This window comes from Micromonospora fulviviridis (assembly GCF_014648395.1).
GTDB lineage: Bacteria > Actinomycetota > Actinomycetes > Mycobacteriales > Micromonosporaceae > Micromonospora > Micromonospora fulviviridis.
The window spans coordinates 36,728-63,104 of the sequence record NZ_BMRA01000010.1; the positions used below are offsets into that span (position 1 = coordinate 36,728).

Genomic DNA, 26,377 nt, shown 5'->3' on the forward strand with positions numbered 1-26,377 from the left:
TTGAACTGGCCTCCGGGCCTGGGGAAGGACGGTTGCCAGCGGCCGATTGCTGGAAAGAACGCCAACGGCGTGAGAACTTCCATAGGCGACGCGAGGACCACATCCGTCCCATGTGGTCCTCGCGCGGCGGGTTATGACAAGTTCTGCGGCTTCCTGATTCGTACGGTCGCGGCCCGGGTGGTTGACAGGTCGGAGATCAAATAGGCCGTGACGGCGCCGGCTGGGGTGACGGCCCACAGGTCCGGTACGCCGTCACCGTTGATGTCGGCGGCTTCAAGAGTGGACAGCGTGGTGTCCCGGTTCCAGTTGGTCGAGATCTGGTACTGGGTGTACGCGAGCGTGCCGGTGAAGTCGCCGTTGTCGGTGAAGGTAACGCCCTCCCACAGGTGCAGCTGCCCGGTCGACTGGTTCCAAAGGAACATGGCCGTACCGGACGAGAGCTGGGTGGACGCGATCGTCCAGGTGTTCCAGTCGTGGCCGCCGGTCGGTGTGGCCGTGTTGAGTTGGGCGACATACCCGTAGCCGCCGGTGCCGTTGAAGTTGGGGTAGTAGTCCAGGTAGTAGTCGTTGGCGGCGTCCCCGCTGATTCCGATGAGGTCGGGGTAGAGGTAGTTGTGCCCGGAGGCGTTGTAGGCGTTGGCCAACTGCAGCGGGTTGTCGCCGTTGTTGTCGGTGAACGTGCCGGGGTTTATCGGGTCCGCGTTCTCGTCGAGATGGCTTTGCAGAACCGAGCCGTCGCCGGTGCCCTTAAGGATCACCGCGCCGCCGGCACTGTTGCCGGAGGGGTAGTAGGCCAGCACGTCCTGGACTCCGCGACCGGTGAAGGTTCCGGTGATGACCTGTGCGCCGTCGAAGTCGGATGGCACGTTGTCGCGGAAGATGTTGTTGCCGTTGGCTCCGATGTTCAGCGCGGGCGTGCTCACCCGTCCGGTCCCGGTGGCGCTGTCGTCGCCCATGACGCCGGTGGCCTGCCACAGCCCGGAGGCGAGACCGGACGTCCCGCCGACCGTGAGGAGATCCGGGATGCCATCGCCGTTGAGGTCTCTGTCGGCGGCGGCCGTAGCCGTTGTCACCGACGCCTTGTGCCTGCCAGTGGAGGCGTGTGCTGCGGTGGCTGGGATTGTGACGGCGGCGGTGAGCAGGGCGGTAGTGGCCCAGGGTAGGAGGTGGCGAGCCGTTCGGCGCGCGGTCATAGGGTCTCCCTCAGGGATGGTTCGCATACGCAACATCTGCGCGCGCAGCACGCTAGTCCTCGGTCGCTTGTTGATCAAGATCTCTGTGCACCTCTATCGGCCCAGACTGGGGGTAGCATCGTGCAGCACGGGGGGTGCGTGCCGGCGCGAGATCGTCGGGGACAAATCCGGCAGACGCGACGACGATGAGCGGCGACAGATCCTGCTCCGGAGCTTGCCCGACCCCTTTGACGCGAGCCCCACATCGCCGGCATCCGCAACGCACCCCGCCGACCGTCACCCGTCGCCGCGTCCCCGGCTGGCAGTCTGGCGGCGTCCCCTCATGGCGACAGGAGTGCGCCTGCCTCTCGGCGATGAGCCGCGGTTAGCTGATATCCCAGGACGCGAGATATGTCCCGCAGTGCAGGCATTGGAACAGATATGCGGTGGGCTCATCGTTGCGGTCGAGCCGGTGCAGAAACTCCTCGGTCTCCTCGGGCGACCAGCCGAGTTGCCGGTGGCTCGCGCGAAGCATGTTCAGGGCGTCCGGATGAGGTTCGACATCGCGGTAGCCAGCCGGTCCGAGAAAAGCCGCGCCATCGCCGCAGTGGTAGAGCCATGATCCTTGCTGCCAGCCGGTGAAGCCAGGGGTCCGACGGGTGATCTCCTCGATGACGTGGTGCGGCACGTCGTCAGGCACGTCGACTGCGTCGCTGAACTCGGCAGGCAGGTCCAGGATGTCGCTGCCATCCGTTGCGGCGACAACGACGCCGAGTGCCCTGGAAGCCTCCCCGGAGTGGATGCAGTGCAGGCAAAGACTCTCAGGCTGTCCGCCGTATCGGTCCCCGGTAGCGAAAGTGCCGAAGTCGGGCGCAGACGCTGCACTCGTGCTGAATCCGCACCGCCGAGCCCGTGGCCAACGGATCAGGGTGGTATCGAAACACCGGCTCGGTCACGAGCCCATCATGCCAATCGTTGGTCAGCTACAGGTGCTGGTGGCAGCGAGTGGGCCGCGTTCAGGATTGCTGACCCCGGTTGCGCAACGGCCGGGCGTGGTCGACACCGCACCAGGCCCGGCCGCTGCGTCACGCGGCTAGGAAATGTTCCAGCGCTGGTTCCGGTTCATGCTGCAGGTCCATACCTGCAGTGGTGCGCCGTTGTCGTAGCTGACATCCTTGACGCCGAGGCACTTCTTGCTCGTCATGCTGACGAGTTGCAGCCAGGGGTCACCCGGCGTCGCCGGAGCCGCGATCCATTCCTGCGGAATCGCGCGCTTCAGCCTCCGTGCTCGTGTGGTGCACCGACCGTGTAGAGCAGTGTGGCGAGCGACAGGAGCGCCACAATAATGCGGATTCTCATGCCGGCCCCTCAGCTTCCTTCTGTCATTGGTGCGCCGACGGTGTAGAGCAGCAGGGCCAGCGACGCCAACGTGAGCATCGCGTAGGCGGCCTGGCGCCAGACGGTGGACATGGTCATGTTTCACCTCCCGTGATGTGCTGGGGTACCGGATCGGGTTGGTCGTGGCGGCGGCGCATCGCGAGCGCCGTCAGCGCGACGGTCCCGGCGCCGATGAGCACGTCGCCGGGACTGACGAGCTTCTTCAACGGCGTGACGGGGATCGTGTCACCGAGGAACGCGAACCGGGTCGCATCGTCCGCGGGTTCGTTCTTGGGCGTGGTGAGATCCGGCCGTAGGCCGACCGCCTCAGCCCCGCTCGGCTGATATGGCATGCGTCCGTTGAGGGCAACAGTCACTCCGTTGGCGAGCGCACCTACCGTGATGGCGATACCAGCGACGCGGATCGCGAGCGGCCATCTGGGAAGGTTCATGGCCAGCCACGACAGGACCAGGCCGAATACGACGACCAGCCTGCCGGGATGCCGCAGGGCAGCCACGTGGTACTGCGCCGCCTGGACGACGGCGGCCAGCCACAGGAGCCACACGGCCGAGAGTCGGATGCTCCGCAAGCCGGCGATTCGACCCCCGCTGGCGTAGCCGACAATGACACCCACCGTCGGCGGTGCGATGAGCAAGATCAGACTGTGGATCGACATGGCGCCACCGTGTGGGCCTCGACGGCCCTGGGCCCGGTCATTTGCGGTCCCTCTCGTGGAGTTTTCCTCAATAGACTAAGTCCAGTGTGGAATGCCGGACCTGATCGCGGCATGGTTCTTCCGTCCATCGGTTCACTGATGATCGGGCTTCACGCGTGGGAGCTGGGGGCGTCGAGCAAGAAGTAGACGGGAACCTGAGGCGCCATCCTCACCCGACGGACGGGGCGGCGGGGAAGGGCTGGTTGTACGGTGAGGCGCCGGTACCGTGCCGCATCGACGTACGGCTTTGGAGCCCTGCTTGGTGCAGTGGTTAGGAGTCCGGACGATTAAAGACTCGCATCCCACCGGCAGCCCCTCTGGCCCGGACTTACTGGACGGTGACCTCTTCGGCGGGCCCGAAGGGGTCACCGCAGCACCTAGAGTTGTGTGGGCTTCAGGATCTTGGCGACCACCATCGGTGGTGGGGCAATGGTTCTTGTCGCCCCCCGATTAGCCCCAGGCCCCACATCGCAGGTCAGGCAACATTGGCGCCAAGTCGCTGGCCGGCGACTCGAACCCCCACCGGCGGCCGTACATCTGTCGTTTGAGCATCTTGATCCGGTTGACGTGCCCTTCGAAGGGGCCGGAGTTCCAGGACATGGACAGTCCGGCGGTGACGGCGGCGAGGTCTTGGCGTAGGCCACGGGCGAAGCTGCGGATGGCTGCGGGTTCGATTCCGTCAGGCGGCTCTGTGAAGAAGCGCAGGTCATCGACCTGGGCTTCGCCGTTTCCCGCGGTCGGTCACGCCGCGGTCCGTGGTGTCAGTCCGCAGATAGTCCGCGTCCCGCGCCGTGACCGCCTTGTCGAGCCGGTTGGCGGTCGCGTTGAGGTCGTCACCGAACGGGCCCGCGTACACGTCCAACGTCACCGATGCAGACGCGTGCTCGAGCGACGCAGCAGGGCATCAGGTGATTCGTTGTAGCTGCCTACGAGCGGGTACCCACTTCATCTGTTCGACCGTGTTCGGGTCTGTGAACGCGAGGACGGACTCGTCAAGGCGGCGCCATACGAGCCGGCCGTCAAAGTTCTCCTCCGCTTCGCCGGCCACCAGCAGCAGATCGCGGCGTTCAACTTGAAGCCGGACTTCGGCGAGAACGTCGCCGTCCAAGTCGATAGACACCCTTCGGACCAGGCCCGTGGGCAGCTCTGGCAGGGCGCGGCGTCGATAACCATGGCTGACGTCATCGCTGTCAGACCCGGCACTCCGCTCGATCCTCACTCCGAACGGGTCATCGTGTTGGTAGGTGGCGATGGTGACCGTGTCGCCGATGTCGGTCCGTGCGTGCAGAGCCCACAGTGGTAGGCAGGGTACGTCCTGGCCGGCGAACTCGGGTGTCGGCCCATCGCCGCCCCGCACCGCCATCTCCACGCCACTCCAGGACTGGATGACCTGATCCTTTAGCGCCAAGAACTCGTTAATCTGGGTTCGCATCCATCCGCTGGCCACCGATGCAGTCTCCCCCTCCTGCCTACTGTCTGGTCCCACCTGACGCTTGACCGTTGGTCTAGGTTGCTGTCCGCGGCTTTTGGTCATGAAGGCTGCCACTCACTCGGGCGGAGCCAGGTCTGCCCATCGCCAGGCCGGACCCGCACCGAGTCGCCTGCGTCCCGGACTTGCTTGACGTTTGGCCTAGACGCCGAGTGTGTTGCCAGCTGCTACGAGGAGGCTCCGCCATTCCTCGTACGGGAAGCCTGCCGGGTCGTCGGTGGGCTCGCCGCGCATGCTGTAGAAGGGGTAGTCGCTGTCTTCGTCCTGGACGGCGTAGAGGTTGCCCGACTGGTCACGGGTCCAGGAGACGCCGCGTCCGCGGAAGTCGCGGCGTGCCAGCCAGTCGGTGACGTTCGGCCAGTAACCGACCCAGCCGGCCGGGCGCAGCGACTCGAACGCCGTGTGCATGGTGGAGGTGATCTGCTGGATGTCATCGTCGTCCTGGACGCTGACGAAGCGGCAGAGCAGGACCAGCGTGGGACCCGGGTGTGGCATCAGCGGGTCGAGGGCAGATGCCGCGCGGCAGATGAGGTCGAGTTCCCACCACCGGAGCGCGAACGGGTGCCAGTGAGCCATGTCGTCCCAGCCGATGCTGCGAACTCCGTCCGACGTCGGGGTGCGGATACCGAGCTCGTAGCAGTCGTACCGGCCCTGCACCTCAAGCACCAGCTGGCAATCGCCACCTACGGAAAGCTCAACGGTGGCATTCGGGACTCGGGTGGCGCCGTCCGCGTCGAAGAAGAACGTCTGCCAGAAGGCCGGATCACGGAATCGCTCGCGGAGGCTGTGGGGGACCGGCACCGGCGCAGGGTACCGGCCTCAACAGTTGAGCATTGCCCCGTCCGTCAAGCATGTGGTGGGACGCGAGTGTCAAGCATCAGCCGGGACACGACCTCCGGAGCCCGGCTCGGTCAGGATGCGGCGTCGGCGAGCGCGATCACTTCCTGCTTGAGCATCTTACGCAGACCACCTGCGTCCTTGGCATCGATGGCGGTGACGTTGGCTGCCGCGGCGCTTCCACCGACGGTGATGAATCGCACCTGGGGAAAGGTGGGAGCGGCGGCCACAACGGCGTCGATCTGGGCAGGACCGGCGGCTATGACGAGGCCGCATTGGCTGCCCGCTAGGGACGCCACGTGGCTACGGGCGTTGTCGACTGTCTGTGGGCCGTTGACCGCCAGGTACTGGACTTTGACGAGGCTGGAGACCGAGGCCTCCTGCATGGCAGCCCAGACCGGCTTCGCTGAATCGCCACTGATCCCGGAGCGGTCGGTCAGCAGGCATGCGGTGACGTTCAGGTATTCGCGCTGACGCGGTTCGGGTTCGGGCCACAGCACCCAGACCGCCGTGACGGCCACGAGGAGGAGACCGAGTGCGGCCAGGGCGAGACGCCTCGGCCGCCCGGGCGCGAGCCGCAGGGCCGGGCGCCGTCGGGACGGCAGCTTCTGGAGCCGGCGGCGCCGGTCTGCTGCCACCGGGCGCGGCCGTACGTGATTGGACACCGGCGCACCCTAAGTGAGCCGCGGCTGGATAACAAGATCTTGTGCAGATGCCACCACCCACGCGAGACTCCCCGGGCTGTTGATCAATCCCAGTCTCGGAGGAGCCCATGAGGCGCCGGATCGCTGTCGTCACCACGTTGGCGTTGGCGCTGTCGTTGGGAGTGCCGCAGGGGGCGGTACCCGAGGATGGTGGTTTTCCGCTGCCGTCGCTGTCGTCGTGGTTCCGGCAGTTGCCGGCGTGGGCGGACGTGCGGGGCGTGCCGGTGCAGAAGTCCGCTGGCGGCGCCAAGAACCGTGATCACTACGTTTCGGCGGAGCAGACCCGGGCCGACGGCGGACAGGGTCAGGCGCCTGGCCGGGGGCGCGGCGCGGTCGATGCCGAGAATCCCGCACCGCCACCGACGAAGACCTGGACGGCCCCGCCACTGTCCGGGGAGAACAGCTTCAACGAGCAGACCAGCAAGCGGGTGCCCCAGCGGTCGAGCGCCCGGTACGACGAGTTTCAGAACGCCGACGGCTCGTTCACCCGCCGGCTGTACGGCTCACGGGTCAACTTCAAGGGCGCTGGCGGGGAATACCAGCCGATTGACACTGCATTGATCCGCCGCGGCGGCCGGTGGGCAATGGGCGCGAACTCCATCGACGTGAACCTGGCCACCCGCGGCTCCGCTGGAGCCGCAGATCCGCTGGCGTCGGTCACAACCGCCTCGGGTCATTCGCTGGCATACGGCCTGCAAGGAGCAGCGCAGGTGACAGCCGTGGTCGAAGGCTCCACGGCAACGTACCCGGAAATCCTGCCCGGCACGGACATCGAGCTGGCTGCCTTCGCTGACGGCCTCAAGGAGACCATCGTCCTCAAGTCTCCGGCGGCGGGCAATCAGTGGGTTTTCCCGCTACGGCTGGACGGGCTGACCCCGCAGCTGCGCAGTGACGGGTCGATCGCGTTGCTCGATGCGAAGGGCGAGTTGGCGCTGCGGGTGCCGCAGGGCTACATGGAGGACTCCAACGTCCACCCCAAGTCCGGCGCGCCGGCACAGTCGTCCGCGGTCACCTATGAGTTGATCACCGTCAACGGTGGGCCCGCGCTGCGGGTGACAGCCGACGCAGCGTGGTTGGCCGACCCTGCTCGACGTTTCCCGGTTCGGGTCGACCCTTCGACGATGGACACCGTCGACACCGGTGACGTTTTTGTCGACAACGACTCGAGTACGACCAACCACAACACCGACGACCTGCCGGTCGGCACCTGGAACAACGGCACGTCGATCTCGCGATCCTTCATCCACTTCGACGAGTTCGACAACGACGGCCTAGTAGGCACGCAGATCAAAGCAGCGAAGCTGTTCCTCTACCACACCTGGTCATGGAACTGCGGCGACAACACACCCTTCTTCGTGCGGCAGATCCACGAACCGTGGACCGTCGATTCGCTGACCAACAACGCGGGCCTGGCCGCAGGCCCTACCTTCGGAGTCGCGATCGGCTCATTGACGATCACGAACAACTCTCCTGCGTGCGGGAACACGTCGGGCGATCGCAGCGTCGGCAAGTGGTGGTCGGTGCCGCTCTCGCTGACGACCTTCAACGCCTGGTCGACCCGGGACATCGGCAACAACGGTCTGGCGCTCACCGCATCGGAGACCAGTTCCACCGGCTTCAAGCGGTTCACCTCCGCCAACTATGGCGCGGCCTACAAGCCGTACCTGCAGCTCACCTACGACTTGAACGAATATCCGCAGGTCAACGAGCAGTACCCGGGTTACGGGCAGGCCGTGCAGACGTTGACGCCAGAACTGCTGGCTGACGCGCACGACCCGGACAAGTTCCCGAAGTCGCTGCAATACAAGTTCACCGTCTACGGCAGTGACAGCAAGACCCAGATCGCCACCTCAAACTGGATCACCAAGAAGTCGTGGACCCTCCCATCCGGCGTGCTGACCTGGGGTGAGTCCTACTACTGGACGGTGCAGGTCTCCGACGGCCTCCTCGTCGACAATGCTGCCCCACCGAAGTACCTGCTGGTCACACCGGTGCCGCAGCCGTCGATCACGTCTGGGCTGTCGCAGAACTCGGGACGCGGGTTTGACCCGAGCATCGGCAACTACACCACTGCCACCAGGGACGCGATGGTCAACACGGTCGGTCCGCCGCTGGAGATCACACGGTCGTACAACAGCATCGATCCGCGCAGCGGCCACGCGTTCGGCGCTGGCTGGTCGACCATGGCCGACGCACGGGCGACCGAGCGGTACGCCAGCGGGACCACCGTCGTCAACACCGTGGTGGTGACCTACCCGAACGGCCGCGAGATGGCCTTCGGTCGCAACGGCAACGGCACGTTCTCCTCACCAGCCGGGCGTACGGTCACGCTCTCGACGGTCACCGGCGGTTACAAGCTGTTGGAGAAGGACGGCACCAGCTACGAGTTCCTGACCTCTCAGGGCTCGGGTCGGTACGCGGTGACCAAGGTCAAGGACGTCTCCGGCCGAGCGTTGACGTTCACCTACACCAGCGGCCTGATGACCAAGATGACCGCCGCGTCGGGACGGACCCTGACGCTGGGCTGGGCCACCCCACCGGGTGCCAGCGCGGCGCACGTCGCATCGGTCAGCACCGATCCCGTCACCGTCGACGGCCAGACAACGCAGAACACCTGGACCTACAGTTACGCTGGCGACGCGCTGACCCAGGCCTGCCCGCCGACGTCCAGCACGCAGTGCCACACCTACACCTACACCAATGGCTCGCTGTACCAGACCGCGGTGAGCAACGCCCTTCCTCACTCGTATTGGCGGCTGACCGAGACCAGCGGCACCACCGCCGCCAGCTCGGTGCTCGAGAACGCCGGCGCCGACAACGGCATCTACAGCAATGTGACCCTGGGGCAGCCTGGCCCGCTGGCCGCCTCTGCGGCCACGGCAGCCGGTTTCAACGGCACCTCGTCGCAGGTGTCGGTGCCGGCCAAGCTGGTCGGGGACGCCTCCCAACAGGCGATCAGCATGTGGTTCAAGACCTCCGGCGGCGACGGTGTGCTCTACGGCCAGTCCTGGGAATCGGCCACGGCGAGCACCGCCAAGGGGGCTTACAACCCGACGTTGTACATCGGCTCCAACGGGAAGCTCGTGGGAGGATTTCCCACCGCCCCGACCCTGGGCACCTCCATCGGAAGCCTGATCGCCTACGGGCAGGGACAGTGCTTGGAGGTACCCGGGAACTCCTCGGCGAACGGGGTGATCCTGGCGCTGGGCCCCTGCACCGGGGCGGCAAACCAGCAGTGGACATGGACAGCGGACCGGGAGTTGCGGGTAACCAGCGGAGGCGCGGTCAAGTGCGCGGGCGTTTCTGGCGGCGGCATCGCTAACGGCGTGGACGTCGTGACCTGGTCCTGCACCGGTGCGGTCGACCAGAAGTGGGACGTGCGAGCCAACGGCCAGATCATCAACGACAACTCCACCAAGTGCCTGGATTCGGTCGGTGACGGCTCGCAAAACGGCGCGGAGATGCAAATCTGGGCATGCGGCCGGGCGAACCAAACCGACCAGTCGTTCGTGGCGCGAGCGCACAACCCGATGCAATCAGCGGCCAGCGTCGCGGACAACCAGTGGCACCACGTCGTGCTGTCGGCATCGGGCAACAAGCAGCAGATGTTCGTCGACGGCGTCCAGGTGGCGCAGCAGACCGGCGTCGCCGTCCAGGACATGAGCCCGGTCTACTCCTATATCGGAACCGGCTTCCTCGGCGGAGGCTGGCCGAACCAGTCGCACGGCAGCACGATCAGCAATCTTGGCGCCCGGGACCACTTCACGGGATCGGTGGCCGAGGTCGCGCTGTTCGACACGCCGGTCACCGACCAGATGGTCGGCGACATTTACCGGGCCAGGACCCCGGTGACACCGCTGACAACGGTTCGGCGCCCGTCCGGCAACGCGACCGCACAGGTCGCCTACGACGGCGTGACCGGCCGGGTCAGCCAGATGACCGACGGCAACGGAGGAGTGTGGCGTCCGCTCCCCGCGTCCGTGGCCGGCACCACGAAAATTTACGAGAGCACGGTGCTGGGCGGCGCGCCGTCGAACTACTGGCGGCTGGCGGAGACCGGCACGGTGGACGCCGTCAATGAGGTCAACGGGGACATCGCCAGCTACAGCTCAGTAACGCTCGGCGGGACGCCCGGCCCGTTCGGACCGTCCGCTCCGGCGGCATCGTTCAACGGCACGTCCTCTTACCTGAGGTTGCCGGGCGCGGAGATCCCGCCGGCGACGGCCGATGACCGTTCGGTCGGTCTGTGGTTCAAGACCAGCAGTTCAGCAGGTGGGGTCCTGGCCGGGTTCCAGACCTACGCGCTCGGGCAGAGTGGGGACCTCCAGTGGCTTCCCGCGCTGTACATCGGTGTCGACGGAAAGCTGCGCGGGACCTTCTGCTACTGCACCGGCGCCGGTGCGATGACCTCGACCACCACGGTCAACGACGGCAAATGGCACTCGGCGGTGCTGACCCGCACGGCCACCGGCCAGGCCCTGTACCTGGACGGCAAGCAGATCGGCACCAAGACGACCACGTCGACGGAGACCCGCACCCTGGACTACGGCTACATTGGCGCGGGCAAGGTCAGCACCCATTGGCCGTCCACGCCGACGAACCTCAACGGTTACTTCAACGGGCAGATCGCCGAGGTCGCGTTCTACCGCTCGTCACTGGACGCGAAGCACGTCGAGGCGCAGTTCAAGGCCCGGGACGCGGTGAAGGCCGCGGCCGTGCCGGGGGTTACCTACACCGTGGTGCACCCGGACGACGCCCAGAGCAAGGACGTGCACGACCTGCAGGCCGGGCGCAAGGTCGCCGAGATCGACGTCCGCGGCTTCACGACCCGATTCGGCTACAGCAGCAAGGGCTACCTGCGCACGGTCACTGACCCCAACGGCAACATGACCATCAACGAGCACGACGTGCGCGGCAACGTGGTCTCCACCACCACCTGCCAGGACCGGTCGGCGAACAAGTGCTCAACGAGCTACTCCACCTACTACCCGGATGCCACCACTCAGACCCCGCCGGCGAACGTGCTCAACGACCGGTTGCTCGAGAAGCGGGAAGCAGGGTCGACGTCGGCGTCTGACAACACCTACCTGACCACCTACACGTACGACCCCGTCACCGGCAACCGCACCGCGACCACCGACCCCCTGGGGCGCAGGACAACCATCGCCTACACCGACGGCACCACCGTCGCGGCGTTCGGCGGGGGCTTCGCCCCGCCCGGCCTGCCATCGACGATCACCAAGCCGGGCGGCGGCGTGGTACGCATCGTCTACTTCGCGAACGGCGACATCGCGGAGGTGACCGACCCGGCAGGCTTGGTCACTCGGTACGAGTACGACCAGCTGGGCCGCACCACCAAGGAAATCGACGTCGTCGGAGGCGTGCCCAGCTCGACGACCGCCTTCAAGCACGACGCGCTGGACCGGGTGGTCGAGCGGACGGACCCGGCGACCACCAACCAGGTCACCGGCGCGACGCATACCCCGGTCACCGCCGTCGCCTACAACGAGGACGGCCTGCCGGTATCGGAGACCGTGTCGGACAGCACCGGCGGGGACGCGCCGCGCACCGTGACCTACGGCTACGACAGCCACGGGCGGCGGGTGACCGAGACCGACGCCAGGGGCAAGACGCTGACCCTCGGCTACGACCCGTATGGCCGGGTGGACCGACAGACCCACGCCGACGGCAGCATCGTGCGCACCGACTACGACGCCCTTGGTAACGAGCTCGCCGTGGTGGTGGAGGACTACACCGGGGACCCGAACAATCCCTCGGCGCCGACGGACCTGGTCGTCAAGTCGATGGCGTACGACCCGGGCGGCCGCCTGGCGTCGGTGACCGACGCGATGGGCTGGAAGACGGAGTACACCTACACCGACAACAACCTGCTCGCCACGGTGACCCGGCGCGACCCCAGCACCGGCGCGTCCTTCGTGCAGGAGAACAACAGCTACGACGCCGCGGGCAACCTGGTCTCGCAGACCACGAACAACGGTTTGACGCGGACCGACCGTACGTACGACGCGGTCGGCCGCGGCCGGACCGCGACCCTCGACCCGAACGGACTCAACCGCACCACCAGCCACACCTACTCGGCAAACGACGACGTGCTGTCCACGACCCTGACCCAGGGCGGCACCCTGGTAGGCGCCTCGGAGGCACTGTATGACCCGCTAGGCCGGGTCTTGTCGAGCACGACGTACACCGGCGGCGGAGCGACCCCGGTTGGCCGGTGGAAACTTGACGAGACCACCGGCGGCACGGCCGTGGACTCCACCGGCAACAACGCCGGCACGCTGCCGGCCAGCGGGGTCAGCTGGTCCACCGACCACGGCGGATCGGCGCAGTTCACCGGCACCACCGCCATCGAGACGGCGGGCCCGGCGGTGGACGCCACTGCGGGCTTCACCGTCGCCGCATGGGTCTACCTGACCGACGGCACCGCCAAGCACAAAGCCGTCGCCGCACGCGGCGCGCTGCAGGACGCCTTCTCGCTCGGCTTCGACGACGCCACCACCGAGTGGCGGTTCAACATGAAGGACTCCGACACCACCGGATCGGCGGGCAAGGCCGCCAAGACATCGGCGTCGGGGCAGCTGAACACCTGGACCCACCTGGCGGGCACCTACGATCCCGCCTCCGGCACGATGAGCCTGTACGTCAACGGGGTGCTCAAGCACACCGCCACCGCGACCGCGGCGTTGACGCCGCGCAAGTCTGTGCTCATCGGCGCCGGCACCTGGAACGGCGTGCTGGAGAACTTCTGGCAGGGCCGGGTCGACGACGTGCAGATTTACTCGCGGCCGCTGAACGGCAGCGAGGTGGGCCAGGTGCACTCCGGCGCCCTGCCTGCCGCGGATGCTCGGGTCATCCGCACGAGCTACACCCTGGACGTGGACGGCTCCATCACGTCGACGACGGACCCGAGGGGCAACACCACCTACGTGACCAACGACGAGGTGGGCCGCGCCGTGGTGACCACCTCCCCGGCGGTGAGCACCGTGGTGGGAGAGCAGGCACCGGTCACCGCGGTGTCGACGGTTCGGCTCGGCTACAACACCTTCGGCGAGCTGACCGAACAGCAGGACCCCAATGGCAACGTCACCGTCGTCCGCTATGACGCCGCCGGCCAGCCGGTAGAGACGCAACTGCCCGCGTACACCCCGCCGGGCTCCTCCAACCCGATCGCGGCGAAGACAACCAACGTGTACAACGCCGTGGGACAGGTGGTGTCCACCTCCGACCCGCTCGGCGCGGAAACCTCGATCGTCTACGACCAGCTGGGTCGCGCCGCGAAGGTCACCGCACCCGACGGAGGCGTGAGCCGCTTCGAGTACAACCTCAACGGCGACCTGCTTTCACAGACCGACCCGACCGGGGCGAAGGGCACCGCCACCTACGACTACCTGGGCCGGACGCTGACCTCCACCGAGGTGGTGCGCCAAACCGGGCAGGCGCACACAACCACATTCGGGTACGTGTCTTCCCCGTGGCCGACGTCGATCACCTCGCCGACCGGCGTGGTCACGAGGCAGGACTACAACACCGCCGGTGAGCAGACCTCGGTGACCGACGCGGCCCGCAACACCACCACCACGCAGTACGACGGCGCCGGCCGTCCGGTCAGGGTCACCGCTCCCGACCAGACTTACCAGACCATGGCCTACGACCTGGCCGGGCGGGCGATCAGCGCCAAGTCGTACTCGCCCGGCGCGACCAGCGCGCCGGCCGACGACGTGCTGTTGCGTACGGTGTCCAGCCAGTACGACACGGCCGGCAACCTGGTGGCGGCCACCGACGCGCGGGGCACGACGAAGACGTTCGCCTTCGACGCGGCCGGGCAGCTGGTGTCGCAGACCGAGCCGATCAGCGGATCCGACCAGATCGTCACGACGTTCGGCTACGACCTAGCCGGCCGGCAGACCCGGTTCACCGACGGCCGCGGCAACAGGTTCATCACAACCTACAACCCGTGGGGCCTGGTCGAGTCGCAGATCGAGCCCGCCACGACCGCCTACCCGACGCTCGCCGACCGCACGTTCACCATGTCGTACGACGCGGCGGGTCAGCTGGTACGGCTGGACTCGCCGGGCGGGGTGAGCGTCACCTCGGAGTACGACGACCTGGGCCGGCTGGTGCGCAGCTCCGGCGCCGGCGCGCAGGCGACGACGGTGGACCGCACGTTCGGCTACGACGCGGCGGGCCGGATGACGTCGTTCGTCGGCTCGGCGGGCGAGACCACCGTCGAGTACGACGACCGCAGCCTGCCTGTGACGATCGGTGGCGTATCCGGGGCCTCGTCGTATGCCTACAACGGCGACGGGTCGCTGACCTCCCGTACGGATGCGGCCGGGACGACGTCGTACACCTACGACACCGCTGGCCGCCCCGCCACGGTGGTCAACCCGACCGCGGGGACGAACCTGTCCTACGGGTACAACACCCTGTCACAGGTGTCGTCGATCACGTACGGCGCGGGCGGTAACGTCCGGTCGTTCGGCTACGACGAGCTGCACCGGGTGACGTCCGACGAGCTGAAGACCAGCGGCGGCACCAGCATCGCCAAGATCCAGTACGGGTGGGACCTCAACGACAACGTCACCTCGAAGACGACCACCGGGCTCACCGGCGCGGCGGCCAACACCTACACCTACGACCTGGCCGACCGGCTGATCGGCTGGAACAACGGCACCACCCCGGTGGTGTACGCGTACGACAAGTCCGGCAACCGGGTGCAGGCGGGCAGCAAGACGTTCGCCTATGACGCCCGCAACCAGTTGCTGTCATCGTCGGACGGCGCGAGCTACGAATACACGCCGCGGGGCACGCTCGCGCGCACCAGGTCCGGCGGCCAGGACACTGACACCGTCACGGACGCGTTCAACCAGGTGGAGTCTCAGGGCGCGGCCGGTGGTGTGGCGTCTACCTACACCTACGACGGCTTGGGTCGGCTGATCCAGCCAAACCTGACGTACACCGGTTTGGGCAACACGGTGGCCGGCGACGGTGGCGCCGTGTACGTGCGGGACGCCGCGGACGGGCTCGTGGGTGTCGCATCCGGCGGTACGCAGCGTTACGCCTGGACCGATCTGCACACCGACGTGGTGGGCGAGTTCAGCGGCACGGGCACGGCGCTGACCGCATCGGTGGCCTACGACCCGTGGGGCAAGGTGCTGTCCAGCACCGGGATGATCGGCAAGCTCGGCTACCAGTCGGAGTGGACCGACCAGGGCACCGGCCGGGTCAACATGTGGGCACGGTGGTACGACCCGGAGACGGGCGCATTCGACACCCGTGACGATGTCACGCTCAACCCCACCCCCACGTCGGGGGCGGCGAACAGGTTCGCGTACGCCGAGGCGGACCCGGTGGGCAACACCGACACCACCGGGCATGCGGTGGACGGCAAGTGCGGCGAGTACGACTACGCGTGCGAGCTGAAGAAGTACGACGCCGCGATCGCCCAATACACCCGTGACCTCACGCAGCACCAGCGAGACGTCAAGTTCGCCGGCGAGGAGATCGCCCGGCAGGAAGCCGAGTACCAGCGGGCGGAGCGGGAGAGCCAAACCTCGCTGTTCGACATCCTGCTCCAGGTCGGCGTCGGGATGCTCCTCGACATGATCGGCTGGACGTCGCTGATGGGATGCCTCGACGGAGGCGTCTGGGACTGCATCGACCTCGCCACCAACTTCCTCGGACCAATCAAGGCACTCAAGATCGGCAAGTCGCTGTATCGGGCTGTCGACCGCGCCTTCAGCGGGTACCGAATGTGGAAACGGATCGTCGAGGGCGCCCGCACAATCATGCGCCGGGCGCAGGACCTGATGAATCAGGCGCGCAAGCACCTCAACGACCTCATGCAGAAGCTTCCGAAGAAGCCCAAACCGCCCAAGAAGAAGCCCAAGCCGCCGGTCAAGCCCAAGCCCAAGCCGAAGCCCAAGCCCAAGCCCAAGCCCAAACCGTCCAAGCCAGCCACACCACCGAAGGCGAAGCAGTCGCCGAAGCGGCAGGAGAAGCCGGACAGGACCGCGCCGAAGCAGAACCGGCCCGAGCAGAACCGGCCGGAGCGGCGTCGTGACTCTGATCCGGCTCAGGACAAGGAGCCTGAACCGACGTCATGCAGTGGGGACCTGCGGACGCACAGCTTCGACCCGAACACGCGGGTGTTGATGGCCGACGGCAGCACGCGGCCGATCTCCGAGGTCAACGTCGGTGACACCGTGGCTACCACAGACCCGTCGACGGGCAAGCACAGCGACCAGCAGGTGACCCTGCTGCACGCCAACCGGGACACCGAGCTGACCGACGTGACCGTTTCTGTCGTGCCTGTCGTGCCTGTCGACCAGGCGGCGCGACCCACCGGTGAGGGCGACGGGGAACGCAGCACCCGCGGACCGACCCGGTCGGTGCTGCACACCACCGCGCACCACCCGTTTTGGGACGCCAGCACCGGTCAGTGGGTCGACGCTGCCGATCTGACTCCCGGCGAATCGATGCTGGTCGGTCCCGACGGACAGATCCAGTACGTTACCGCCGTCCGCAACTTCACCGGCGCCGAGGTGATGCGCGACCTCACCGTCGCCACCACCCACACGTACTATGTGATCGCTGGCAGTGCTCCGGTCCTGGTACATAACAACGACCCCGGCTTTATCAACCTCGGCGTCTCCGGTGGCGAGTCATGCCCAGTCGGCCGTGGCGCGAATTCATGGACGCCGAATTCTGCTGACGGGTACTCCAGCTATGACAAAGCTGGTGGCTGGTTGCAGGTGCATGGGCCGGCCAGAAACTACGCGACGCCGGGCGGGCCTAAATTGAACTGGGAGCACGTCGTTGAGCAAAGTCAAGGAAAGCAGGGGCCAGGGAGGTCCAACTTTCCGCAGGAGTGGATCAATAACGCTGATAATATGTTCCTTCAAGATCAAAGCATAAATTTTGCCAAGAATGGGTACTATGCGAAAACCTTCAACTGGACGGGTGGAAAGCCGATCCGGGATATGCTTGCGGATATGCCTTTCCATCAGCAATGGGACTTTGGGATGTACGTAAATAACACGCTCAGGACACGTGGGAAATCGGGTCTAGTGGGAGATGTGTAGAAATCATGAGATCTATGGACAGCGTATACAACCTGGCAGTTGACTATGGAGTTGAAGGCGTGGTGCCGGCCGACGCGCCACTCGGGGTTGCCAAGCTTGCCCATGTCCATCGGGTCTTCAATGCAATTATGGGCGGTGGCTTCGGCTTTGCGATGGAAGTCATCGAACCCGATGAGTTCGAACGCGCGATTGACGGTTTCCGGTACCTGAACCTCGTCGAGGTTGCGGACCTGCTAGCTGAATTAGTTAGGAGCTATGGCGAATCCAGCTACGACGAGCGCAAGGAAGAGTCCTTTGATGCGTTAATCAACCAGAGCGCCTTGGTTCTGGATGCCTATCGACGAAAGGCGGCCGAAGAACCATCCGACTTTGGGCTTTGATGCCTCGACCCCGTGTTTGGCTGGTTGTGTGGACCGCTTCTGCAATCCGACAGTTGCTTGGAGGTGCAAGGGGGCCGCGATGAGTGATCCACCGTCCGGGCCGTCGATGCGGTGGGTCTGTCCCCTTCTCGGTGAACGCGCTCCGTGTTGAGGCGATGCCTTCGCCTGCTGCGGTGTGCGGAGTTCCGTCCATGTTGCCATCAGGGTTGCCGGCAAGCGAGGCGACAAGGGTTGCGTCCGCCGTCACCGTCGCAATCGATGCCACCCCCGTCGTACGCGCGCTGCTGCTGGAATGCCTCCCCTGGGCCGCCCGACCGCTGTCACGACGTCGACATCACCCGCCGCACCCTCGACCCACACCCGACTCGGCACCCAGGACGCCGCCGAACCCTTACTGCGCCGCGCACCGGCCGGCTACGACCACAGTCGCACCCGCGAAACCGCCCTCTACCAAACCTGGCTCGCCAAAGGCCACGCCCGCGCCCGGCAACCGCAGTCCCGCGAGCCAGGCATTGCCGCCGCCCGCGACGGCGTGGAGTGGATGCTGGCCCTAGCCTCAGACGGAACGGCCCAGCCCTGCGGGCGCACGCACATGCCGCGAAGCGCTCGGCAGGTCACCGGACTGGTCTGCACGTAGCCAAGGGCGGAGCCAGAAAGGGGCTCTCGCTGTCAGCGCCCGCTGGGCTCCGGCGGCTCGTCGAAGGTCAGCGTCAGGGTGCTGTGGAAGGCGGAGGATTGGGTGCCTTCTCGTCGTTTGCCGTCTGGCTCAGTGTTGCCCGTCCACACCTTCACCGCCCGGTGCGCGAACCCATCCTGGGTCTCAGCCTCGGCCAGGAACGAGACCCTCTGCCCGGCGGCGAGCTGCCTAAGCCCGTTCACGGCGATCACCGAGAAGTGGACCCAACACCCGCCGGGCACACCCGGACCGTCGATGATGCCCCATCCCTCGTCGCTGTGATAGGTCCGTACGACTCCCGAGCTTGCCATCCCTTGATTCTGTCTCGAGCCGACATTCGCGAAGAGCAATGCCCCGCCGGCATCATCAACTGCCGCTGATAAGGCGCGGCATTCATGAGCACGTCCGGTCGACGATCGGGCCCTGGGAGCGGGGCGGGAGCGACTGAGCCTAACGGGTTGCTGGGCGGGCGTCGGCGTTAGCCAGTGCCGCTCGGGCAAGGGGCCACGATCTCTAACGAACGACCTGCAGGACGGTCCGTCTCAGCTTGGCCGCAGCAGCCGGGTAAGCCCTGGCTCGGGGAGCAGGTTGGGAGCAACAGGGTGTACTGAACGGCCCTCAACCGCACCGAACGGCACCGGACGGCACGCAACTGCACCCACCTCTGCCTGCGGCTTCGCGTTTTTGCAGGTCAGAGTGGGTGCGGCGTCCTGCTTCACACGGAGTGCTCAGCGGTTTCGCGCAGCAGTCGACGGCGTCCTATGTTGCCTGGCAGGGGAGTATGCGCAGGTCGCAGCAGTAAGGAGCGGCTGGACGGCCTGGCCTTGCGCTTGGGAGCAGATTGGGTGCAGGCCGGTGAAGCGGTCACCGCGCCCGAAGTGCTCACCGACACCGGACAGGGGCGAGGCTTTGACCTGCGGTGATGCGGTCGAGCGGTGCGGCGTGACCTCCCAGAGAACACCGAAGTGGTCAAGGTTCGCTGCTCCCGGTCTCGCTAGTGCCCGCTGTCGGCCGGGGGCTCGTTGACGCCGCTCGCGAGGTCGTGCTGCATCGACCTACGGCTCTGGCATCCGCCGTGGCGGCGCCGGTATACATCCCGGGGGCTGAGACACGAATCCCACCGGCAACCTCCTGGCCAGGGATTCCACTCCGGTGACCTCTTCGGCGCGCCCGAAGGAATCAGCTTGGCCAGGTCGCGGGACCGAGGGCCGGGCTGGTGTCCCCGCCGCCGCGCTACTGATCCACTAATCGGATAGTCGCCTTCCCGTGCCGGCGGCTCAGTCGACGGCGCGGGTGATTTCCTCGTAGGCCGCGTAGTTCTCCGCCAGCTCGGCGAGCTTGCCGCGGACCATGGTGAGGCCGAAGCTGCCGAGGGCCAAGCGCAATGGCGGGTTCTCGATGCCGGTGATGTCGGCGATCGCGGACATCGACTTCTCGACGTCGGCGCGCACCGAGGTCTTGCCGAACGCCGCCATAGCGTCCCGGGCCGGGTCGTAGTCGTCCAGGGGCGTCGCGGCTTGGCGCAGGTTCTGGAAGAACGGGGTGGTGAACCCGGCCGGTTCGACGATGGTCACGTCGATGCCGAGCGGGGCGACCTCCTTCGCCAGGCCCTCACCGATGCCCTCGACGGCGAACTTCGAGCTGGTGTAGCTGGACATGGTCGGCAGGCTGACCTGGCCGCCCATCGACGAGGTGATGAGGATGTGGCCGGCCCGCCGTTGACGCATCTGGGGCAGGATCGCCTGGATGACGGCCACCACGCCGAAAACGTTGGTCTCGTACTGGTCGCGCCACTGGTCGAGGGAGACCTCCTCCACCGTCCCCAGCTGCGCGTACCCGGCGTTGTTGACCACGGCGTCGAGCTGGCCGAACCGTTCGGTGGCCGCGCTGATGGCGGCGCGGATCGTCTCCGGCTTCGTGACGTCGAGGGGAAGCACGAGCACACCGGGGAGTTCGGCGAAGGACGGGTCGGCCTTCGGCGGATCGCGCAGGGTCGCAGCGACGTTCCAGCCGCGACGGGCGGTTGCCTTAATTTCCGCCTCCGCTGGATGCCCCTGGACGTGCCCTGGACGTCGGCTGGAGTGCCGCGCCGCCGATCGGGCGGAGTGACGATTCATCCATCAGGGATAGGCAGAATAGCGATTTTAGTGGATGTAGGACGCACAAGGACTGTCGAAACATCCAGGTCGGCAGAGCGAAGCGTCATACCGTGCAGGTCCGACACACCCTAGTCTCGACCAGCGAAGTCTCTGGGCCAGGCCACCCGGCGCCAGGCACCCGAGCATGGATGGAGACGATGTGGTCACTGACACCCTGCCGCTTGCCGAGCTGGTCGCGAGCGGGCTCCGCGTCCTGGTCGCGGCCAATGACGCGGGGTTGAGACTCACCACCCTCCGCGGCTCCCGCACCGTCCTGCGGATCCGCCTGGGGGTGACCGTCGGTGGCCGCGACCTCGCCGCCGAGAGCCGCTTCGTGCGCGCATCGACGCGCAGCATCAAAGAGACGATGACGCCCTGGTCGGGGAAGTCGACGACACCGCGCACGTGGACGCACGAGGAGCTGACGGTGACGCTCGCGGATGCGAGCGACCGCGAGTGGTGCATCGACGTCCGGGTCGCCGCCGATGGAGTCGCCCTCCGCTACGGGATCCCCGACCTGCGGGGGCTGAGCACCCTCGACGGCGAAGCGACCGCCCTCGAGCTCGACGGGTTCGAACGCGCGTGGCTGCTCGCCTATCAGACCTGGTACGAGACCCCTCGATTCGGGCGGGACATCCCCCACCTGGCCAGCGGCGCCTACGGGTTTCCCGCGCTCCTGCGCGGACGGGACGGCGAACACGTCCTCATCACGGAGTCCGGCATCGACGGGCGCTACAGCGGCGCACACGCCGTCGTCGACGCGGCGGAAGGCGTGCTCGCCTTCCAGCGGGCGGACGCCGTCACCGAGATCGCGCGCGGCGCCATCACGCCCTGGCGGGTCTTCGTCGTGGGCGGGATCGCCGACGTCGTGGAGAGCGTCTTCGTCGACGAGCTCGCGCCCGCCCAGCACCGATCCGTCCAGGACGCCGGCTGGGTGCGGCCGGGTCGCGCCGCCTGGTCGTGGTGGTCGGACTTCTACTCCGGGGCCCAGGTGGAGGCGCAGAAGCACTTCGTCGACGTCGCGGCCCGGCTCGGCTGGGAGCACCTCCTCATCGACTGCGGCTGGGAGGAGACCTGGGTCCCCGAGATCGTGTCGTACGCCAGCCGATTCGGCATCCAGGTCCACCTGTGGACCGTGTGGCACGACCTCGACGGGCCGGCGAAGCTCGCACGCCTCGCCCTGTGGCGGTCGTGGGGCGTCGCCGGCATCAAGGTCGACTTCATGGAGTCGGAGTCCAAGGACCGCTACCGCTGGTACGACTCCATCCTTCAGGAGACTGCGCGTCTCGGGTTGATGGTGAACTTCCACGGGTCCGTCATCCCGCGCGGCTGGGCGCGGACCTGGCCCCAGGTGATCGGCTACGAAGCGGTCCGCGGATCCGAGTACTACGTCTTCTACAACGACACCCCGTTGACGGCCGGGCACAACGTCATCCAGCCGTTCACCCGCAACGTCGTCGGCGGGATGGACTACACGCCGGTGGCCTTCACGGCGCCGGGACGGTCGACCAGCGACGGGCACGAGCTCGCGCTCAGCGTCGCGTTCGAGTGCGGCATCACCCATTTCGCCGACAGCGTGGACGCGTACGTCGAGCGTCCGCTCGTCGCCCGCTTCCTGGCGGAACTCGCTCCGAGCTGGGAAGAGACCCGCCTGCTCGCAGGGACACCCGACACCGAGGCGGTCGTGGCGCGCCGCTCCGGCGATCGCTGGTTCGTCGGAGGAATCGCGACCGGCCCCGCCCGCACCGTGGAGGTCCCGCTCGACCGGCTCGGCGGTGGACCCTTCGACGCGTGGATCGTCGGCGACGCCCGCACGGAGGACGGCCGCGGCCTGACCGAGAGGAGCGCGACGGTCGAGCAGATCTTCACCGTCCCGGTCAGCCGGGACGGCGGCTTCGTCGCCATCCTGACACCGGCCGGCGGAGACGCGTTCCGCGCGGCACCCGTCGAGCCGGCGGCTCCTCCCGTCGTGTCCGCCGAGCTCGTCGAGCTCGACGAAGACGGGCGAGCCGAGATCGTCGCCCCGGACGCGGTGTCGGTGCGGGTGGGGCCCGGCTGGCGTGCGACTCCCCGGCGCTCTGGTCGGTGGGACATCCAGGCGCCCGCTGATCTTCCGCCGGGCGCATTGGGCGTCGTCACGGTGGAGGGCCCCGTTACCCGCGGAGTCCCGACGGTCCGCCCCGTCCGGGCCGTCCGCCCGCTCTCCGGCATCGCGCCGCTGTCCTCCCTTCCGATGCTCGCGTTCCGCAACGAGAGCGGACCCGTCGAGCGGGACATGAGCAACGGCGGGGGCAACCCCGGGGACGGGCGCCGCATGTCGATAGCCGGACAGGAGTACGACACCGGCCTGGGCATGTCGTCGCCGGCGGAGGCGCACTTTCACCTCGGCGGACGTGGGGAACGGTTCGACGGCGTGGTCGGCATCGACGACGAGACACCGGCGACGGCGGCCGCGGCGATCGTCGAGGCCGACGGGACGGTGCTGTTCCGCGTCGACCTGACCGCCGGAGCCCCGGCCGTCCCCTTCCGAATCGACATCACCGGCTGCCGCACGCTGACGCTGCGCACCGAGCCGAGCTCCGAGTCGGCCGCCCACATCGACTGGGCGAACCCCACCCTCACCGCCCGCACCCTGTCGTGCCCACAGCAGTCCGGTCACTGACGGCCGGCATATCAAGGAGAACCCATGCACAGGAGATTGCTCATCGCACCGGCGATCATCGCCGCGGCGGCCCTTCTCACCGCCTGTTCCAACGGGAACACCGGTGGTGACTCGAACGAGAAGGTGACCCTCACCTACGGAGTCTGGGCGGGAACCCAGACTCCGGCGATGAAGGAGATCGCCGCCGCGTTCACCAAGGAGAACCCGAACATCACGGTCAAGGTCGAAGAGCGCCCCTGGCCGGAGTACTGGTCCACCCTCCAGACCGGCGCGGCCGGCGGCACCGCTCCCGACGCCTTCTGGATGCTCGCGCAGAACATCCGGCCCTACGCCTCGGGCGGTCAGCTCCTGGACGTCTCCGACGAGATCAAGAAGGAGAAGGTCGACCTGAGCAAGTACCCGAAGGCCGTGCTCGACCTGTACGACCAGGGCGACGGCAAGATCTACGGCCTGCCGAAGGACGTCGACACCAACGCGGTGTGGTTCAACAAGGCGATCTTCGACAAGGCGGGCGTCGCCCACCCGTCGGCGAACTGGACGTGGGACGACTTCCGTGCGACCGCCAAGAAGCTCACCGATCCGGCCGCCGGTGTGTGGGGCGTCGCCGCTCCGATCGACTACCAGGGCGGCTACTACAACACGATCTTCCAGGCCGGTGGCCAGGTCATCTCGGACGACGGCAAGACGGCCGAGATCGACAGCCCCAAGGCGCAGAAGGGGATCGAGTTCTGGACGAACCTCCAGGCGGACAAGTCGTCGCCGACGCTGAAGCAGCTGTCGGACACCGAGGCCGAGACGATGTTCGAGCAGGGCAAGGTCGCCATGTACATGTCGGGCGCCTACTGGGCGCTGAAGCTCTACCAGAACAAGCAGATCGCCGCGAACGTCGATGTCGCCCCGCTCCCGGTCGGCGAGAAGCGCGCCACCGTCACCAGCGGCATCGTGAACGTCGGCTTCGCCGGAACCAAGCACCCGGACGCGGTGAAGAAGTTCCTGCTGTTCGCCAGCGGCAAGGAGGCGGCGGAGATCCAGGCCAAGTCGGGTGCCGTGCTCCCCGCGTACGAAGGCGGTGAGAAGGCCTGGATGGCGGCGATGCCGGAGTTCAAGAACCTCCAGGTGTTCATCGACGCCAAGGAGTATTCGGTCCCGCTGCCGGTCCAGGGCAACGCCGCCGAGTGGCAGGGCGACCAGACCAAGTACCTCACCGGCGCGTGGGAGGGCACCACCAGCGTCGCCGACGCGACCAAGCAGTACGCGGGCGCGATCGACAAGGTCCTGGCCGAGAAGTAATGAGGGCCACACTCGACCGGCCGGGGCGGCAGCAGCGCCGTCCCGGCCCCACCTCGCCCCCGCGCCTCCGCCGCCGCCGGAACCGCATCGACTGGTGGGCCATCCCGATGATCGTGCCGGCTTTCATCGGGCTCGCCGCGCTGTATCTCTGGCCGTTCCTCTCGACCTTCGTCAAGAGCTTCATGAAGGTGCCCGTCTTCGGCCCCGGAACGTTTACCGGCGTCGACAACTACACGAAGCTGCTGAGCGACGAGGACTTCTGGCGTGCTCTCGGCAACTCCGCCCGGTACACCCTCCTCGTCCTCCTCGGCATCCCGATCGCGATCGTCCTGGCGGCCCTGATCGAACAGGCCGCGAAGGGACGCACCCTCTACCGGGTGCTGTTCTTCCTCCCCGTCGTGACCCTCCCGGTGGCTGTAGGGATGGTCTGGCGGTTCATCCTCAACGGCGACTTCGGCATCCTGAACTACCTGCTCTCCCTCGTGGGCGTCCCCGGCGAGTACTGGGTCGCGGACGACCGGTTCACGATCTACGCCTTCGCCGTCGTCGGCATCTGGATGGGCCTCGGGGTCAACCTGATCATCCTCGGCGCCGGGCTGCAGAGCATCCCGGTCGAGCTCTACGAAGCGTCGGCCGTCGACGGGGCCGGGCGCATCCGCCAGTTCTTCTCGATAACGCTGCCGCTGCTGAGCCCCAGCGTCTTCTTCGTCACCGTGCTCACGATCATCAGCGCGCTGCAGATGTTCGACCTGGTCTTCGTGATGCTCGGCAGCGTGAACAACACCGCCATCGACGGGTCCAAGACCATCGTCTATCTCTTCTACGAGGCGGCGTTCGTCCAGTTCAAGCAGGGGTACGGCGCGGCCATCGCGATCGTGTTGCTCGTCATCATCATGATCGCGACGGCGATCCAGTTCCGCCTGCAGAGGAGGTGGGTGAACTATGACTGAGATCGAACTCGCCACCCCGCGCGTGCGGAACGGCGGCCGACGGAGCCCGCGGCGCCGCTCCGTGAGCAGCCGAGGCCAGTGGCGGATCCACCTCATCCTGATCGTCGCCGCGACGCTCATGGTCGTGCCGTTCGTCTGGCAGATCCTCACCGCGTTCAAGACCTCCAACGAGGTGGCCTCCCTCCCGCCGACGATCGTCCCCGCGACCCCGAGCCTCGTCGGCTTCGACACGTTCTTCGCGTCGGTCCCGTTCTGGGCCCAGTTCACGGTGTCGGCGACCTCGCTCGCGCTCCGCGTCGCCGGGCAGGTTCTCGTGGCCGCGCTCGCCGGCTACGCCTTCGCCCGGCTCCGGTTCCCCGGCCGCAACGTGATCTTCGCGCTCTTCGTGCTCATGCTGATGGTGCCGAGCCAGCTGTTCGTGCTCGGCCAGTTCGACATCATGAAGGAGCTGGGACTCCTCAACACGGTCCCCGCGCTCGCCATCCCCGGCGTCTTCAGCGCCTTCGGCACCTTCCTCATGCGGCAGGCGTTCATCACGATGCCGAAGGAGTACGAGGAGGCCGCGCAGCTCGACGGCGCCGGGACTCTGCGGATCTTCTGGCGCGTGATGCTGCCGATGGCGCGACCCATGCTCGCCGCTCTCGCCGTGCTCACCTCCCTGTACTCCTGGAACGACCTGCTCTGGCCGCTGATCGTCACGCCGGCCGGCGACAACCGCCCGCTCACGGTCGGCCTGGCGAGCATGCAGGGACAGTTCGGCACCGACTACCCCGCCCTGATGGCCGGGGCGCTCATCTGCACCCTCCCCCTCGTCATCGTCTTCATCGTCCTGCAGCGACAGTTCTTCGCCGGCATCGCCAGCAGCGGATTGAAGGGATAGA

General features: G+C 67.1%; 16 protein-coding genes. 6 read left to right on the forward strand and 10 right to left on the reverse strand.

What is annotated here, in order from left to right:
• Nucleotides 1-131 precede the first annotated feature (131 nt).
• The 8 genes from IEY96_RS24210 to IEY96_RS24240 all read right to left on the reverse strand — a co-directional run bounded on the left by IEY96_RS24210 (nt 132) and on the right by IEY96_RS24240 (nt 6,256).
• Nucleotides 132-1,193, reverse strand: a complete 1,062-nt coding sequence (locus tag IEY96_RS24210; protein WP_189197125.1) for a hypothetical protein — start codon at nt 1,191-1,193, stop codon at nt 132-134.
• Between the two features lie 364 nt (nt 1,194-1,557).
• Entirely contained in the window at nt 1,558-1,983 is a 426-nt protein-coding gene (locus IEY96_RS24215; protein WP_373293642.1) for a CbrC family protein, read from the reverse strand.
• A gap of 10 nt (nt 1,984-1,993) precedes the next feature.
• Nucleotides 1,994-2,128, reverse strand: a complete 135-nt coding sequence (locus IEY96_RS33400; protein WP_373293635.1) for a CbrC family protein — start codon at nt 2,126-2,128, stop codon at nt 1,994-1,996.
• 137 nt (nt 2,129-2,265) lie between these two features.
• The gene (locus IEY96_RS33405; RefSeq protein ID WP_373293643.1) at nt 2,266-2,544 is read right to left on the reverse strand and encodes an RICIN domain-containing protein; all 279 of its coding nucleotides are present in this window, start codon (nt 2,542-2,544) and stop codon (nt 2,266-2,268) included.
• A 100-nt stretch (nt 2,545-2,644) separates the two neighbouring features.
• On the reverse strand, nt 2,645-3,226 hold the full coding sequence (locus IEY96_RS24225) for a DUF5317 family protein (RefSeq protein WP_189197127.1): 582 nt from the start codon (nt 3,224-3,226) through the stop codon (nt 2,645-2,647).
• A gap of 943 nt (nt 3,227-4,169) precedes the next feature.
• The gene (locus IEY96_RS24230; protein WP_229791852.1) at nt 4,170-4,712 is read right to left on the reverse strand and encodes a hypothetical protein; all 543 of its coding nucleotides are present in this window, start codon (nt 4,710-4,712) and stop codon (nt 4,170-4,172) included.
• A 183-nt stretch (nt 4,713-4,895) separates the two neighbouring features.
• Nucleotides 4,896-5,555 (reverse strand): hypothetical protein, encoded by a 660-nt coding sequence (locus IEY96_RS24235; RefSeq protein ID WP_189197128.1) that lies wholly within the window; start codon nt 5,553-5,555, stop codon nt 4,896-4,898.
• A gap of 110 nt (nt 5,556-5,665) precedes the next feature.
• The gene (locus IEY96_RS24240; protein ID WP_189197129.1) at nt 5,666-6,256 is read right to left on the reverse strand and encodes a type 1 periplasmic-binding domain-containing protein; all 591 of its coding nucleotides are present in this window, start codon (nt 6,254-6,256) and stop codon (nt 5,666-5,668) included.
• 107 nt (nt 6,257-6,363) lie between these two features.
• Here IEY96_RS24240 and IEY96_RS24245 point away from each other — a divergent pair, with 107 nt between their 5' ends.
• Together IEY96_RS24245 and IEY96_RS24250 are read left to right on the forward strand one after the other, a co-directional pair.
• Entirely contained in the window at nt 6,364-17,400 is an 11,037-nt protein-coding gene (locus IEY96_RS24245; RefSeq protein ID WP_189197130.1) for a LamG-like jellyroll fold domain-containing protein, read from the forward strand.
• Between the two features lie 14 nt (nt 17,401-17,414).
• Nucleotides 17,415-17,780 (forward strand): DMP19 family protein, encoded by a 366-nt coding sequence (locus IEY96_RS24250; RefSeq protein ID WP_189197131.1) that lies wholly within the window; start codon nt 17,415-17,417, stop codon nt 17,778-17,780.
• A 669-nt stretch (nt 17,781-18,449) separates the two neighbouring features.
• Here IEY96_RS24250 and IEY96_RS24255 read toward each other — a convergent pair.
• Nucleotides 18,450-18,767, reverse strand: a complete 318-nt coding sequence (locus tag IEY96_RS24255) for a cold-shock protein (RefSeq protein WP_189197132.1) — start codon at nt 18,765-18,767, stop codon at nt 18,450-18,452.
• Between the two features lie 966 nt (nt 18,768-19,733).
• Nucleotides 19,734-20,573: an SDR family NAD(P)-dependent oxidoreductase gene (locus IEY96_RS24260; RefSeq protein WP_189197133.1), complete on the reverse strand. Its 840-nt coding sequence runs from the start codon at nt 20,571-20,573 to the stop codon at nt 19,734-19,736.
• Nucleotides 20,574-20,754: 181 nt separating this feature from the next.
• Here IEY96_RS24260 and IEY96_RS24265 point away from each other — a divergent pair, with 181 nt between their 5' ends.
• From IEY96_RS24265 to IEY96_RS24280, 4 genes are read left to right on the forward strand one after another with little or no spacing between them, the layout of a single operon-like run.
• On the forward strand, nt 20,755-23,256 hold the full coding sequence (locus IEY96_RS24265) for an NPCBM/NEW2 domain-containing protein (RefSeq protein WP_189197134.1): 2,502 nt from the start codon (nt 20,755-20,757) through the stop codon (nt 23,254-23,256).
• Nucleotides 23,257-23,280: 24 nt separating this feature from the next.
• Nucleotides 23,281-24,546: an ABC transporter substrate-binding protein gene (locus IEY96_RS24270; RefSeq protein WP_189197135.1), complete on the forward strand. Its 1,266-nt coding sequence runs from the start codon at nt 23,281-23,283 to the stop codon at nt 24,544-24,546.
• On the forward strand, nt 24,546-25,496 hold the full coding sequence (locus IEY96_RS24275; protein ID WP_189197136.1) for a carbohydrate ABC transporter permease: 951 nt from the start codon (nt 24,546-24,548) through the stop codon (nt 25,494-25,496). The genes IEY96_RS24270 and IEY96_RS24275 overlap by 1 nt, the downstream gene beginning before the upstream one ends.
• Complete coding sequence (locus tag IEY96_RS24280; RefSeq protein ID WP_189197137.1) at nt 25,489-26,376, forward strand: carbohydrate ABC transporter permease; 888 nt, start codon at nt 25,489-25,491, stop codon at nt 26,374-26,376. Before IEY96_RS24275 ends, IEY96_RS24280 begins: the two co-directional genes overlap by 8 nt.
• Nucleotide 26,377 lies beyond the last annotated feature (1 nt).

Excerpts from the sequence above, each read along its gene's own strand:
- IEY96_RS24210 (WP_189197125.1), bottom strand. The coding sequence starts at position 1,193 with ATGACCGCGCGCCGAACGGCTCGCCACCTCCTACCCTGGGCCACTACC.
- IEY96_RS24225 (WP_189197127.1), bottom strand. The coding sequence starts at position 3,226 with ATGTCGATCCACAGTCTGATCTTGCTCATCGCACCGCCGACGGTGGGT.
- IEY96_RS24245 (WP_189197130.1), top strand. The coding sequence starts at position 6,364 with ATGAGGCGCCGGATCGCTGTCGTCACCACGTTGGCGTTGGCGCTGTCG.
- IEY96_RS24250 (WP_189197131.1), top strand. The coding sequence starts at position 17,415 with ATGGACAGCGTATACAACCTGGCAGTTGACTATGGAGTTGAAGGCGTG.
- IEY96_RS24255 (WP_189197132.1), bottom strand. The coding sequence starts at position 18,767 with ATGGCAAGCTCGGGAGTCGTACGGACCTATCACAGCGACGAGGGATGG.
- IEY96_RS24260 (WP_189197133.1), bottom strand. The coding sequence starts at position 20,573 with ATGAATCGTCACTCCGCCCGATCGGCGGCGCGGCACTCCAGCCGACGT.
- IEY96_RS24270 (WP_189197135.1), top strand. The coding sequence starts at position 23,281 with ATGCACAGGAGATTGCTCATCGCACCGGCGATCATCGCCGCGGCGGCC.
- IEY96_RS24275 (WP_189197136.1), top strand. The coding sequence starts at position 24,546 with ATGAGGGCCACACTCGACCGGCCGGGGCGGCAGCAGCGCCGTCCCGGC.
- IEY96_RS24280 (WP_189197137.1), top strand. The coding sequence starts at position 25,489 with ATGACTGAGATCGAACTCGCCACCCCGCGCGTGCGGAACGGCGGCCGA.